Below are 14,453 nucleotides of genomic sequence, written 5' to 3'. Positions count from 1 at the left end.
GACCGCCCCTCGGATCAGATGTGGCAGTGTGCGCTCTACTTTCGATATCTGGTAGGTGTGGGGAGCGGTCTGGTGAAATATCTTTGGCGGTCACCGATGTCCGAAGCGGGTCCAATCGCGTCGTTCTGACCTTGGGCTTGCCACTTCCGGTCTACCCCGATCAACGGACATTGACGCACCGACCTCGCTGGTCCGTTTCGTGCCACTTCCTGCCGCGAGCAGGTGCAGCAATTGCACTATAGAACCCGGCCCTACTCAATGACCTCGTCAACGGCCGCCAATAGGCCGGCGGGCACGTTCAAGTCGAGCGCCTTCGCAGTCTTGAGATTCAGGACCATTTCGTACCTGGTCGGCGTCTGCACCGGAAGCTCCGCGGGCAAGCTGCCGCGCAAAATGCGATCAACGTAGGGCGCTGCTTGCCGGAATAGCTCTACGAAGTTGGTTCCGTAGGACAAGAGGCCGCCAGCCGTGACGAACTCGCGCCATGCATACACGGCAGGCAAACGGTACCTCGCCGCCAGCGCGACGACGAGGTCACGATTAGCAGTGGTGGTCGCATTCGGCGGAAAGGCCAGGCCGCCGTTTGGTAAACTGGCGAAGGACTCAATGACGCGCGCAATGTCACCAGCGTTCTCGATGGTGCTCAAGGTCAACTCGATCGCCAGCGACTGGGCCATGGTTTCGGTTTCACGCGCAAGAAGCGGAAAGGAGCTGGTCTTTGGGTTGATGATGAAAGCGGCGCGCGTGACGCGCGGGTCGATCTCCTTCAGCATTTCCAGCCACTTTCCGGCGACACTGCCGTCATACAGGGTCAGGCCCGTAAGATTGCTGCCCGGCCGCGCCAGGTTGGCGATGAAGCCCGCGCCGATCGGGTCGCCAACAGCGATGAATACAATCGGAACATTTCGGCTCTCTCGTCGGAAAGCGGCAGTAAGTGCTGTAGTCTGCGCCACGACCACATCGGGACTGACCGCGAGTAGCTCCTTCGCCAGCATCTGTGCTCGCTGCTCATCGGCAGGGAGTGCAAAGCGGACTTCGAGGTGGATATTACGGCCCTCGGACCAACCGAGCTTCTCTAGTCCCTGCCGGAATGCCCCCAGACGCGCCTTCGAGTCAGGATCGTCTTCGGCTAAACCCATGAGGACGCCGACGCGGCGTAGTTGGTCAGGCCGCTGCGCGCGCGCCGGAAGCGGCCATGCAGCCGCGCCGCCAAGCAGGGTAATGAATTCGCGCCGTCGCATAAGGTGGCCTCGGACGAAGGTCCACAGTCTAGCACATCATAGGGCGCAAGGGCGCCTGTGCGTTGCACCAAGATCCGCTTGCTTATGTCGCTTCAGGGTCAATCGCGTCGCTGTGACGATGCGCCAGCCACTTCCGGTCTACCCCAATCAACGGACTTCGACGCAACAACCCGGCTGGTCCGTTTCGTGCCAACAAGAGACTCATGCGCCGCAGTAAACTTCAATGGAATTTTGACCGTTATGCCGCGCGCTCAACGCGGCTGTCGATCTCGCTGCGTAGCGTCCCGAAATCGATCGGCTTGGTCAGAAGTGCCTCCGCGCCATTCTCAAGCGCCCGACGCTTGGTCTCCGCATCGCCGTAGGCAGTGATCATGATAATCGGAACATCCGGCCGAACGGCCTTTGCCTTGGGAAGGAGCTCAAGACCGCTCATCCCCGGCATGTTGATGTCGGACAAAATCAGAATGAGAGACTCGTCACCAGCATTGGTAATACGCTGAATAGCCATCGGGGCAGATTGCGCAAATTCCATCGCGAAGCGACCAGCGCGAAGTTCGCGCCGGAACTGCTGGCGAAACAGCGCCTCGACATCCGGCTCGTCATCGACCACGAGAATGAGCAGGGTCACGCAGGTCCTCCTGACTTGATAAGGGATGCCCCGACACGCGGCAGGACAATTCTGAATTCGGTGAATGCGCCAAGAGCGGTATCGACATCTATGGTGCCGCCATGTTGTTTCACAATGATGTCGTGGCTCATCGAAAGACCAAGCCCGGTACCCTCTCCAGCCGGCTTGGTCGTGAAGAACGGGTTGAATATCTTTTCTTTTACTTCGGATGGAATGCCGGTGCCATTGTCGCGAATGCGAATTTCCACGGTACTTCCGAGATTCTTCGTGGTAGCACGGAGTATCGGCTCGAAATCCATCTTACTATTCGCCGCTTTACGCCTGCTCGCAGCATAAAATCCGTTCGAGATCAGATTGATAAAGGCGCGGGTGATTTCCTGCGGGAACACATCAATCGCGCCAGCGGTCGGGTCCAAGTCGCGCTGCAGCGTAATATTGAACTCCGGTTTCTCGGCTCGTGCGCCATGATAGGCGAGATTGAGGCTTTCATCGAGAAGTGCATTGATGTCCGCAGGCCGTTGTTCACCGGAGCTCTCACGCGAATGCAGCAGCATATTCTTAACAATGGAGTCGGCGCGCCTGCCGTGCTGGACGACTTTTTCGAGATTGTCCTTCAGCGTCCGCGTTAATTCATCGACCTCCTTTTGAAGCCTGTCGTTCAGTGCGGCGGTCTTGAGCAAATCATTGAGTTCATCGGTCAACTCCGCCGAAAGCGCGGCGAAATTGTTGACAAAGTTTAGAGGGTTCTTAATTTCGTGCGCGATGCCGGCCGTGAGTTGGCCGAGCGAGGCGAGTTTTTCGGTCTGCACCAGCCGGTCCTGCGTAGTGCGCAGGTTTTCAAGCGATACCGCCAACTCCTCCGTGCGCGCTTGCACCTCGTCGAACAGCCGAACATTTTCAATTGCGATTGCCGCCTGGTCGGCGAAGGTAGTGGAAAGTTCGATCTGCTTCGTGGTGAACGCACGAGGCTCCTTGCGTGTCAACAGGATCACCCCGACGGGCGCGCCTTCACGCAGCATCGGCACCGCCAGCAGACTTCGGAAGTCGCCAAGCCGCTGGGCGCTGTCGAAGGTATACTCCGGATCCGCCTCGACGTCAGGAATGTGCACCACGACGCCATCGAGCAGAGCTCGGCCCACCGCCGAGCCGCGCTCAGGCGCGACAGGCACGGTGCGAACGAACTTGAGGAATTCATCCGAGAAGCCGATTGATTCGGCGCGATAGAACGCGCCATCTCTCTGGCGGGTGATGATGGCCTCGTCGGCGGCGACGAGCCGCGCAACCGATTCCACCAGCGCCTGCAAGACGGTCGGCAAATCAAAAGCCGAGCGGCTGATGACCTTCAGAACATCGGCGGTCGCGGTCTGCTGCTGCAGCGATTCCGTGAGGTCGCGCGTTCGCGCCTGCACTTCGTCGAATAGCCGCGCGTTTTCGATGGCAATCACTGCCTGGTCAGCGAAGGTGGCGACCAGCGCTATTTGCTTCTCGGTAAAAATTTCGACGCGCTGGCGCGCGAGTACGATGACCCCGATGAGCTCTTTTTCTCGCAGCAATGGGACACCGAGGGTCGTATGTTGTCGGGCGAGCAAAGTGGCCTGCTTCAACGTGTATTCCGGATCGGCCGCCACGTCTTCAACCTGGATAACGTGCCGCTCCAGGGCAACTCTGCCGGCAATGGACCCGCGGCCAGGGGTAATCGGATGGCTTTGCATAAATGCCCAAAATTCGGGCGCAAAGCCGAAAGTTGCCGCTGCCCGATATTGCTCGCCCTCGCGGCGGTGGATAAACGCCATTTCAGCTTCGCACAGCCGCGCGGCAGATTCGACCAGCGTGTCGAGGATTGTCTGCAGATCAAACGCCGATCTGCTGATCACCTTCAGAACGTCGGCTGTCGCGGTCTGCTGTTGAAGGGATTCCTGCAAATCCTTTGTGCGCGCCTGCACCTCGCCGAAGAGCCGTGCGTTCTCGATCGCGATGGCGGCTTGATCGGCGAAAATCTCGACAAGGTTGATTTGCCTGTCCTCGAAAGGCTTTACTTTGGTGCGGTAGAGCAGCAGGACCCCTAACAGGCGATCGCTTGTTAGAATTGGCACCCCGAGGACGGTGCGGAATTCCTCGATATTTTTCGCCTGATAGGTGTGCCGGGAATCTGCGAGCACATCAGTGACGTGGCAGGTTCGTTTATTCAGGGCCGCTCGCGCTGCAACACTGTAGTCGCCGGGGAGGATCGGATTTCGTTCTATCCAGTTGATTACCTCAGGAGGAGTATTGAATGCCGCGGCTGCCCTCAATACTTGTCCGTCGAACCTAAAGATAATCGCTCGATCAGCACCACAAAGTACGACCGAGTTCTCGACAACGGATCGAAATACGGCATCCAGATCGCTGGCCGATGCACTCATTGCCTTGAGCACAGATGCGGTCGCGCTCTGTTGCCGCCGAGCCTCCTCCAACTCGCCCCGCAATCGAGCAACGGGATCGCTCCGATCTCCGTAATTCTCGCTGTCGACTTTGTCGGCCATACAGACGCCCTCCCTCGGGCGCAGCCCTGAGATTAATGCGTGTTTGCAGTTCAGCAAAGAGGATAGGGGTTTCAGCGCGCGGGGTGAACCGCCGCTGCGCGGCTCGGTTGAGGCCTTGGCGAGGATTGGCCGAGCGGTCGTTCACGACACCCGCGCGGGCCGGCCCGATCTGACGGCGCTGATTGGGCCGCCAGATCCGGAGATCTCAACTTTATTGCTGCGGTCCGACAGGCATGATCGCGGCTTTCGAAGAGGCTGCGATGCGCGCCGGGTGGCGGCCGGACCAGACTCACGTCGAGCGCTTCGTGCCTTTGCTGACCGAGCACGATGGCCCGCGTTACGCCATCGTATTGGCGCGCAGCGGGATCAACGGTGAGGTCCCGGCAGGCGGCAGCGCACTCGCAGCGCTGCGTGCGCTCGGCGTGGAGGTCGACGCCTCGTGTGAGGCGGGATCTGTGGCGCGTGCCGTGTGCGGTGGCATGAAGGCCCGCCAATCTATCGCAATCGAGTGCTGTCGCCGGCCGAACGAGAGTGGGAGGTGATGGTCTGCATCTCGGGCTGCGCCGGTCCGCGGCTTGTCGTCGACCTATGAGCCGTTTGGGGCAGGACCAATTGACGACCACAACGAGGACCGCTTTGGGTCAATCACGTCACCCTGACGGTGCGCCGGACACTTGCGGTCCTCCCCCATAAACAGACATCGGAAGCAGCGGTCGGCATGTCTCAAAGGTGCTACATCGCTAAACAAACCCACCCAAAGGCGGCTTCACAATTCAGGCCTGATGTTCGTTAGCTGCGACCACCAATGCTGGCCTTGACTCGCGTCGAAGCCGGAGATCATCGTCGTCCACGTCAAAGGCTCCGGGACTGCCGCCAGTTTCGAGATGCTTGTGAAGCCAGCCTCAACAGAGATTCTCGCGCGCGAGACGGTCAACTCGGGTCGGACCTCAAAGCCGGTCGGCATCGATAAATGATCTTAGCTCTTCGAGGAAGCGAGCAAATGCGGGCTCGCTTTCTAGGATCAAGTGATTCTGGCTCTCAAGTGGAACGAAGCGGGCTCCCGGGATTCCGGCGGCCAATCGCCGTCCCGATTCAAAGGGTACTCTGGCATCATGTCGAGCGTGCATGACGAGTGTTGGCACCTTTACCTGCGATAGCAGCGAACTCACGTCTGTTTCGCCGTTTGCCGACAGATTGCGCGCAGCGTCGGCAGAAGAGGTTGATATCCGTTGCAATTCATTGAACCAGTCGGACTGCTCTTTGGTGCCGCCCGGCATGAACTGCGATGTAAATAGCTGTCGAAATGCCGAGTTTTCCTGACCCCAGCCAAGGCGCACCAAGGTGAGCATCGCTTCCCCGGCCTCCTTCTCCGCAGCGGTCCTGGCGCGTTTCTTCCAGCCGACGGCATAACCCCCGAGCAGAACCAAATGCGAAACGCGCTCGGGATGCCGGACGGCGTAAGCGACCGAAACCGCGGCGCCTTGTGATATGCCGAGAAGCGCGAAACGATCGATGCCTGCAGCATCGACCACCGTTTCAAGATCATCTACAAAATTTTCAAAACTAACGTCGGGCACTTCGCGATCCGATAGTCCGTTCCCGCGAGCGTCGTATCGGAAAAAAGTGTGGTCGCGTGACAGTTCTCGATAAAGATGCCGCCAAATCGGGCTTTCGAAATCAAATTCGAGATGGGTCATCCAGTTGCCGGTCTTAACGATCGGCGGACCTTGCCCCATCCGGGAATGGGCTAACTGCACGCCATCCTTGGTTTGACAGAAATGAATTTCCTGCTCATACGGATTAGTCGTGGCCCGACCGTCTTCAGCAGATACCGAAGCGGCAGATTCCGGAAGCGCTTCAATATCCTTCGCCGTAAGTCCGAACACGCCGACCGCGTGCGAGATGTTCTTCACGGCTTGCTCGCCGAGATCAGCGAAAGCCATCGAAAGCTTGTCCCTGATTTGGTCATTTGCGGCCCTTGAAATACATACGCCGCCGGGCTCACAAAGCGTTTCCAGCCGGGCCGCGATATTGACGCCGTCCCCGAAAATATCGTCGCCGTCGATGATGATATCGCCGATGTTGATCCCGATTCGAAATACGATTTGCTTTTCCGGGGGAATACTGACGTTGCGCCGGACCATGCTGCGCTGAACGTTTACCGCGCAACCGACCGCATCTATCACGCTCGCAAATTCCACCAACATGCCGTCACCGGTGGTTTTGACGATGCGACCGCGATTTTCGGCAATACAAGAATCAACCAGTTCGCGACGGTGCGACTTGAGCGAGGTGAGGGTCCCCATCTCATCTGTGCCCATGAGACGGCTGTAACCGACCACATCCGCCGCTAAAATGGCCGCCAGCCGGCGTTGCATGGCTTCCCCATGAAGTTTGTAAAAATGCCAGTCTGCGCTCGAACAGTTGCAACGACAAGCCTGCAGGGGAATAACCGATGCACCTCTCTGTGGAACTTACGCTTTGGGTCAAACTGAGACAAGCTGCGTGCACGCATCATGTCCGGGTTCACGCCAATAGCCGACATCAATACAGCAAGGTGTAAAGGTATCACCGCTTTACCCCGCGCAACACGGCCGGCAGATCCGCTACGACTTCCTGGTCGCCTGCCCCGGCCTCAAGATCGATTGGGACGCCATTGAGGGCCTGACGGAAACGCTGGGACGCAATGGCGTATGCAGCAATTATCGGCCCGACACCGCCGAGTACACCTGGCAGCTGATCAAGAGCTTTCGCGGCGGCACCGCTCTGTTCACGCAGCCGGCCATGCCGATCAAATGCGCCGGCGCGCCGGCGATTTCGCTTCAGAGTTGGGTGAATTGGGTATCTGGAGACAACCTACTATTTCCAAAAACCCCCGATTGGCAGGCGCTTATGCAATCCATGACCCAACAATCTCTGGCTGGATTGACCGCTTTGCGCCAGAATCGGAACTCTAGCAGCACGGACGCAATGGCCCCGGCGGTGATCTGGACCTGCAAGATTCATCTACGATCCTGCAAAAGGGCAGCGAGCGCTGTGGATCTGTTTGCAGGATCGGATATCTTTGCGCCGCGGCGGGATAACGTTGGCAGGTACGATGTCATGAACGGCAGCAAAACAATCTATAGTGAGTTGGTGGACATCGTCTCTCGTTACGCTACCGATGATGGGGAGCATACCACCTCGATCGATGGCCTGATCTTCGGTCGGCGAAAATCGCCAACGCAGCTCCTTCATACATCTGCGCAGCCTTGTTTCGCACTCGTGCTTCAGGGCGAAAAGAGCCTGACGCTCGGCGATGAAGTCTATCGCTATGGCGTCGGAGACTATCTGGTGATCTCGATTGAGTTGCCTGTGTTGTCGCAGGTCACCCAGGCTTCGGAGACCACGCCGCTTCTCGGGTTTGGCATGGCAATCAATCCCGATCGCCTGAAGGAGGTTATGGGCAGCGCCAACGTTGCGCGCTCCGCGACCCCGCCCGATGATATTCGCGGCGTAGCCGTCAACAAGGCCGCACCGGATTTGCTCGACGCCTCGCTGAGGCTGCTCAGGCTGTTGGACACCCCGCAGGACATCCCGGTCCTGACGCCACTGATCGAGGGGGAGATTCTTTACCGCCTTTTGACCGGCCCGTTCGGGCCGCGCCTGCGTCAGATCGCGATCACGGAAACACCGAGCAACCGGATCGCCGCCGCCATCGCCTGGCTCAAAGAGAACTTCATGCGTCCCTTGCGCATCGAAGAACTCGCCGATCGGGTCGGCATGAGCGTGTCGTCGCTTCACCATCAGTTCAAGGCGGTGACTGCGATGACGCCGATGCATTATCAGAAGCAGTTGCGATTGCACGAGGCCCGCCGGCTCATGCTCGTGGAATTACTCGATGTCGGGTCGGCAGGTTATGCCGTCGGCTATCAGAGCCCGTCCCAGTTCAGCCGCGAATACACCCGGCTTTACGGAAAGTCGCCGCTTCGCGACATCGGCGGCCTGCGCCTCGCCCCGCGGGGTGCCTCAACCAACGTGCCCCAGAAATCGAAGCAGCTTGCGGAATCCGGCGGACCGACCCGAGAACATTCTTTGCGGAGCTAGGTCTTCCATACTGCAGGATCGAGCATCAATCTCGCAGGATAGCTATAACGCGGCCAAAAATATTCCGGTTAGCGTCTGCTGATAGATCAGCTGTCGCGCACTGGAGATATTGATGGCACTGAATGACTACTACACACTCGGATCAAGCGGCCTTAGGGTCAGCTCTCTCGCCCTCGGGACGATGACTTTCGACGATGGCAGTTGGGGCTCTCGACCCGCAGATTCGTTTGCAATTCTCGACTGCTACCTCGGTCTTGGAGGCAACTTCATCGATACCGCCAATTTCTACGGCGGCGGCCAGTCCGAGGAGACGCTCGGCGCCTATTTCACGGCCAATCCCGGCAAGCGCGAGCGTGTGGTTCTGGCCACCAAGTTCTGCATGTCGCTCATACCCGACGATCCGAACGCAGGCGGGGCCGGCCGCAAGGCGATCATCGCACAACTCGACCGGTCCCTGTCGCGGCTGAAGACCGACTATGTCGATCTCTACTGGCAGCACATGTGGGACCGGCATACGCCGATCGAGGAGACGCTTTCCACGTTCAACGACCTGGTGCGGGCCGGTAAGGTGCGCAACATCGGCATGTCGAACGTCCCCGCCTGGTTTGTCGGCGAGGCGGTCGCCATCGCGCGTTTGCGTGGCTGGGAGCCGATTGCGGCATTGCAGGTCCAGTATTCTCTGCTGACCCGCACGGTTGAAGGCGAGCAGTTTGGCGCCGCGCGCGCCTTCGGCCTCGGAATCGTTCCCTGGAGCCCCCTCGCAAACGGTACGCTCTCAGGAAAATATTCGCGCGAGCGAACACGCGATCCCGCCTCGAGTCGGGCTAAATATGCGAAGCTCGACGAGGCGACCTTTGCCGTGCTCGATGTTCTTGAACGCGTCGCCAGCACGCTGGGCGTGAGCGTGGCGCAGGTGGCATTGGCGTGGGTGCGCCAGCAACCGAGGGTGACCTCCACTCTGATTGGGGCGCGCACGATAGATCAGCTTGAAACGAACCTTGCATCGATCGATGTGGATCTGGACGATGCAGTTGGTGCCGAGCTCAACGCCCTCACCAAGCCGGATCTCAATTACCCGTGGAACGTGCTGCCCCTCGGCGCCGGTATCCAGCAAGGAAGCTGCGTCATCAACGGCGTGTCGGCAGAGCCGTTCGTCCGGCAGAAGTGACGCCATATTTCGTCGTCAAGTCAGCTCTTACCCCCTGTTTTGTGGCTGCGCGCGAATGTCCCTTTGGGTTCACAAGCAGCCATTCCATAACCGTTCATTCCGCGAAGCCCAGTCCGGTCGGGGACATAGGTTCACGCCCGAGCGCTACATGAAGCGCAAGATTTGCCGGGCCGAATTTTGCGTTCGACGTCGAGCGGCTTGAGCTTGCCGCCATGTGTTCTCCCTCAAATACATCCTCCAAACCCGGCGAGAAGCTACGGTTTTGCACCGTTACTGGGGCCTTCGCAGAACTGGCCAACCGACTTGATCGCGCTACTCGTGTTTTTGCTGTCATTCCGAACAATGGGATACAGCAGAGAGCAGTGGAGTGGCGGAAGGAGCTTCCCCGAACCCACGGCGAAAAACTACAGCTTGCGTATGCAAAATCGCGGAATTCTTCGGTGGTTTTGCGGTAGATTCGAGCAATCGGATACTGGGGAGAGCAGTGGCGTAGCGTGCCGGAGAGAGCGGGAGTCGAACCTACATTTGCCGATCATGGTTCTCCAGTCTCTTGGCGATCAGCCGAGTGCCGAGCTCCGCTAAAGTGACTCCGAGACGATACTCCCCACCCTCGCCTGTGGCTTCTCTCACGCTCTCCAGACACGCTCTAGTTGTGGAGCCTCAAGAGGTTGTCCTCGGTTAGACCGAGTCTGCTGATAGGCGTTTGAAATCGTATACCACCATGGGGCCTGTGCCAGTTGTATCGGTGCAGCCAGATCGGCAGCTCCTTGGCGCGCCGATCAGATGTGGGATAGGCATGGGCGTAAGCCCATTCCCTAAGTGCGGTCTGGATGAAGCGCTCGGCCTTGCCGTTTGTTTTTGGCGTGTAGGGCTTGGTGCGGATGTGCTTGAGGCCCAGGTCCCGGCACGCGTCACGGAAGGCGAAAGCCTTATAGCAACTTCCATTGTCTGTCATGACGCGCGTGACGGTGACGCCGAGGCTTTTGTAGTAAGCCACGGCCGCCTTGAGGAAGGGAACGGCGCTATCAGCCGTCTCGTCGGGCTTGATCTCGGAGAAAGCGACGCGGGAGTGATCGTCAATGCAGACGTGGACGAACTCCCAGCCGACGCCGCGGCTGTTGCTCTGGCCGGTTCGATCGCGGGTGATGCGGTGGCCGACACGCTCGAAACGCCCGAGCTTTTTGATGTCGATGTGAATGATCTCGCCTGGGTTCTCGCGTTCATAGCGGTGTTCCGGTTCGGCCGGCTCCAGATCGCGTATCCGGTTTAGTCCCAAGCGGCGAAGGATGCGGCTGACGGTGGCCGGCGAGATCCCGACCTCGGCTGCGATCTGCTTGCCGGTGTGGCGCCGGCGGCGCAAGGCCTCGACGGCCGTGCACGTGGCTGGCGGGGTTTGGCTTGGCGATGAAAGAGGTCTGGAGGAACGATCACGCAACCCTTCCACACCCTCCGCGCGGAACCGCTTGACCCATTTGGCAACCGTCTTCGGCGTCGTGTTGAACTGGAAAGCCGCGTCGGCCTTGTTCAGCCCGCCATCGACCACGCTTCGCACCATCACCTCTCGACCTTTGGGGGTCAAAGGCGCATTCTTGTGGACGTTCATCTGGTCTCTCCTTGGAACACTGAAGCTTCGCAACCTCAGCTTCCTCGGTTCAGACCAGATGGACAACCTCCTGAAAGACCAGATCTAGTACGCATGAGAAGACCTCCCTTGACCTCGCGAATTATCTCAAGTCGATGCCGTCGGCATTTCGGGTCAGGCCGGGTCAGATTCCGGTCGGGGCGATAGTGGAGTCTGGAACGGCATAGGCGTGCCCGCTGCGGGAAGCCTGCTCTTTATTTTTGTCGGCGAATACCGCGCGTCATCCTGCTGGTATTTGTGCTGGTATCGGCAGCAATCTACGATAAAAGTGACTTCAAATTCAGATGGTTATGGGAATAGGCGACTGCCGGCCAGGGGCACCACGTATAGAACCGAAGCAATAACAATAACTTACAGCACTGGTTCGATTCCTGACTTTTCAAGAGAATTTGGGCGGCGCATTTGAAAACATAAGTAAAAGTTCGCGGAAGCGCCCGGTGCAGCCGCTCGTTTTGCTGGTATTTTTGCTGGTACGGAGGGGCAAACGTTCAGGGCGAATTTCGCGGTTCCCGAACGAGGGAATTGAGTAATTGACGCGCAGGAACGATGGCGCGAGCACAAGCCCGAATACGTCGACTGCCAGAGTTTCCTGTAATGGAGCTAAGAGCCTGATCTGGATATTGTGCGAATTTTCCAGCGCATGATCTACGCTTCTCGAGCCGCCCGTGAAGGAAAAACAAGTTTCGTCGGCGCATCCTGCTTGAGAGCGGAGATTGCTAGCACGAGCGAGGAACTGAAGCGCAAAGCTGCTCGCTGATGCGCCCGAAATCTCTGCGACTGTCACGTCGACGCTGGCGACGCCGGCCCCACCTACAGGCTTGTCCAGCCAATAGCGCCATAGTTCCGCGCTGCCTTTTGGCAACAATTGGGGATTTCATGCCGGGATCGTTCGTCCGTGGATGCCGCTGGACGGAGTGCCTTGCCGCACCTGCACTCGCATCTTGCCGAGGCCCGCGATCGTGGCCACTACGTCGTCGCCGGGGCTAACGGGCGCGACGCCATCTGGCGTGCCCGTCATGATAATATCACCGGGATAGAGCGTGTAGCAGGACGCGGCGATGGCAATCAGCCGACGCAATCCAACGATGAGGTCACGCGTGTTGCCCCTTTGCTTCGTGATCCCGTTTACCGTGATCGAAAAGTCGAGCCGTTCCGGGTCCTCGATCTCGTCGATCGTGACCAAGACGGGGCCCAGGACGGAATATGTATCAGGGGATTTTCGGAAGCTGCGGTCCTCAGAACCGCGCACGGTCATATCGAGAGATACGCTGTAGCCCAAAATATGGGAGAATGCCTCGCTCTCAGAAATGTTCTTTGCTTCGCGTCCGATCACGACGGCCAGCTCGATTTCATGGTCGGTCCGCCGCTCCGGGTAGACGAGCTCGACGCCTTCACCAGGCCCCACCAAGGAAGACGTCGATTTGATGAAGAGCCCCAACTTATCGATCGGCGTCGCAAAACCCTCGTGGGTGAAGCTATGCGTGTCCGCATGGATCTGGGGATCCCGACCGACCTCTGTGAGGTGCTTTGCATAGTTGAGCGGTGCCGCGACGATTTTTGACGGGTTGGCGATCGGGCTCAGAAATCGTACTTTTTCGGCATCCACGATGGGGGCCGATGAAGCCAATTCGCGAGCCCTTGCGGCGACGACATCGAAGTTTCTGGCAAAGTGATCTCCATGCGGAGCCGGCCAGGACAGTGGTGGCAAACTCAGAAGCGCATCGGTCACGTCTCTGATCGTATTGCCTTCGACGATCCCGAGGCGATTCGCGTCGAAGCGGCAAAATCTCATCTCAGTTACCTCCCATTCACGCTAAGCTTATTAGCGGGCGTACGCTTTGCACCAAGAATTGCGAGGCCCGCGACTAATGCGGGCGCCGCGGCGATTGCGAAGAGCAGGCCGGTCTCAAGTTTCATGCCAAGCAAAAATCCGCCCACGACGGGCCCGACTATGGAGCCTATTCTTCCGACACCGAGCGCTGCGCCGACGCCTGTCGCACGTAACGACGTCGGATAGTATTCCGCGGCGAATGCGTTTATTCCGAATTGAGCGCCAATGACGGAGAAACCAGCTGCGAAAACGACGGCTAGCGCGACAGAAACTGTGGACCACTGGAATCCGATCGCGGCGACCAGAATTGCGGCGCCCAGGTAGGCAGCAGCCAATACGCGCACGGGGCCGAAACGATCGATCAAACGGCTGAAAGTAAGGCCGCCGACCACGCCGCCAGCATTCAGGAGGACCGTGGCGATGATGGCACGTTCGAGAGGAATGCCCGCACGCTGGAGCACGGAGGGCAACCAATTGATCAGGAAGTAGAGGACCAGAAGGTTGCAGAAGAAGGCCATCCAGAGAAAAAGCGTACCGGTGCCCCGCCCGTCCTGAAACAACCGCGCGGAAGCGACGCGATCTTGGGGGCCGTAAGCCGGCGCGAGCGGTGAATCGGATAGGTGCGATTGAGCGGAGGGATCAATCCGGACCAGCAACGCCAGAGCATCCGCTCTTCGGCTGTCGCGCGAGGCCAGAAACCGTATGGACTCTGGCAGCGCTACCAGAAGCGCCGGGACCAGCAAGAGGGGCAAGACCCCTCCAGCGACGAAAACCGACGTCCAGCCATAGATCGCGATCGTCCAGGCGCTAATCAATCCGCCGATGACGGCGCCGAACGGGAACCCGCAGAACATCAAAGTGACGACGAATGCGCGCACTCTTTTGGGCGCGTACTCAGCCGTCAAGGCGATGACATTGGGCATCGCACCTCCGAGGCCGAAGCCGGTCAGGGATCGGTAAGCTATCAGCTGACCGACGTCGGCGGCGAACGCGGTGGCAAGCGAGCCTAAGCCGAAGATGACGACAGACGCGACGATCATCGGTTTGCGGCCGACGCGATCCGCTATCGGCCCGAATAGGAAGGCTCCGACCGTCAAGCCCAGCAACCCCGCTCCAAAGACCGGTCCGAAAGCGGCGATGTCGACCGCCCACTCCTGCGAGATAACCGGCGCCACAAAAGCGATGGCTTGTGCGTCGAAGCCATCGACGAAGGCAACGAGCGCGCACAGCGTGATCGTCCATTTCTGGAACGCGCCGACGGAGACGCCATCGATGATAAGATCGATCTGGCTCGCGAGTGGTTGGGTCGAATCCATGACCATCCCTCAGGGCGAC

10 protein-coding genes and 1 pseudogene are annotated in these 14,453 nt (G+C 59.0%); 3 read left to right on the top strand and 8 right to left on the bottom strand.

Translation table 11 applies throughout. The features are described from left to right. Positions 1 to 251 precede the first annotated feature (251 nt). The 3 genes from BUA38_RS17300 to BUA38_RS17290 form a co-directional block, all read right to left on the bottom strand. The gene (locus BUA38_RS17300; protein WP_072819549.1) at positions 252 to 1,241 is read right to left on the bottom strand and encodes an ABC transporter substrate-binding protein; all 990 of its coding nucleotides are present in this window, start codon (positions 1,239 to 1,241) and stop codon (positions 252 to 254) included. Between the two features lie 238 nt (positions 1,242 to 1,479). Beyond that, positions 1,480 to 1,869 carry a response regulator gene (locus BUA38_RS17295; protein ID WP_072819547.1) on the bottom strand — a complete coding sequence of 130 codons (390 nt, stop codon included), beginning with the start codon at positions 1,867 to 1,869 and terminating at the stop codon, positions 1,480 to 1,482. Continuing rightward, the gene (locus BUA38_RS17290) at positions 1,866 to 4,391 is read right to left on the bottom strand and encodes a GAF domain-containing protein (protein ID WP_072819546.1); all 2,526 of its coding nucleotides are present in this window, start codon (positions 4,389 to 4,391) and stop codon (positions 1,866 to 1,868) included. The genes BUA38_RS17295 and BUA38_RS17290 overlap by 4 nt, the downstream gene beginning before the upstream one ends. Positions 4,392 to 4,624: 233 nt before the next feature. Between BUA38_RS17290 and BUA38_RS17285 the strand changes: the two genes are divergently transcribed. Beyond that, the gene (locus BUA38_RS17285; protein ID WP_072819545.1) at positions 4,625 to 4,933 is read left to right on the top strand and encodes a hypothetical protein; all 309 of its coding nucleotides are present in this window, start codon (positions 4,625 to 4,627) and stop codon (positions 4,931 to 4,933) included. A gap of 405 nt (positions 4,934 to 5,338) precedes the next feature. On the opposite strand, the gene BUA38_RS17275 is transcribed toward BUA38_RS17285, so the two are convergent. After that, positions 5,339 to 6,769, bottom strand: coding sequence for an alpha/beta fold hydrolase (locus BUA38_RS17275; protein WP_072819541.1), 1,431 nt, complete (start codon positions 6,767 to 6,769; stop codon positions 5,339 to 5,341). A 724-nt stretch (positions 6,770 to 7,493) separates the two neighbouring features. Here BUA38_RS17275 and BUA38_RS17270 point away from each other — a divergent pair. Both BUA38_RS17270 and BUA38_RS17265 read left to right on the top strand, forming a co-directional pair. Further along, positions 7,494 to 8,381 (top strand): annotated as a pseudogene (locus tag BUA38_RS17270) (AraC family transcriptional regulator N-terminal domain-containing protein); the annotation flags it as partial. 208 nt (positions 8,382 to 8,589) lie between these two features. Further along, complete coding sequence (locus BUA38_RS17265) at positions 8,590 to 9,645, top strand: aldo/keto reductase (protein WP_072819537.1); 1,056 nt, start codon at positions 8,590 to 8,592, stop codon at positions 9,643 to 9,645. 646 nt (positions 9,646 to 10,291) lie between these two features. Here the strand turns inward: BUA38_RS17265 and BUA38_RS17260 are convergent. The 4 genes from BUA38_RS17260 to BUA38_RS17250 form a co-directional block, all read right to left on the bottom strand. Next, positions 10,292 to 11,248 (bottom strand): IS481 family transposase, encoded by a 957-nt coding sequence (locus BUA38_RS17260; RefSeq protein ID WP_072819535.1) that lies wholly within the window; start codon positions 11,246 to 11,248, stop codon positions 10,292 to 10,294. 418 nt (positions 11,249 to 11,666) lie between these two features. Further along, on the bottom strand, positions 11,667 to 12,152 hold the full coding sequence (locus BUA38_RS36720) for a hypothetical protein (RefSeq protein WP_156898552.1): 486 nt from the start codon (positions 12,150 to 12,152) through the stop codon (positions 11,667 to 11,669). A 9-nt stretch (positions 12,153 to 12,161) separates the two neighbouring features. Next, on the bottom strand, positions 12,162 to 13,079 hold the full coding sequence (locus BUA38_RS17255) for a fumarylacetoacetate hydrolase family protein (RefSeq protein WP_072819534.1): 918 nt from the start codon (positions 13,077 to 13,079) through the stop codon (positions 12,162 to 12,164). 5 nt (positions 13,080 to 13,084) lie between these two features. Continuing rightward, entirely contained in the window at positions 13,085 to 14,434 is a 1,350-nt protein-coding gene (locus BUA38_RS17250) for an MFS transporter (protein ID WP_244553267.1), read from the bottom strand. Positions 14,435 to 14,453: the final 19 nt, after the last annotated feature.

It is taken from the genome of Bradyrhizobium erythrophlei (genome assembly GCF_900142985.1).
GTDB classification, from domain to species: domain Bacteria; phylum Pseudomonadota; class Alphaproteobacteria; order Rhizobiales; family Xanthobacteraceae; genus Bradyrhizobium; species Bradyrhizobium erythrophlei_B.
This window is presented reverse-complemented; position numbering and strand designations above follow the sequence as displayed.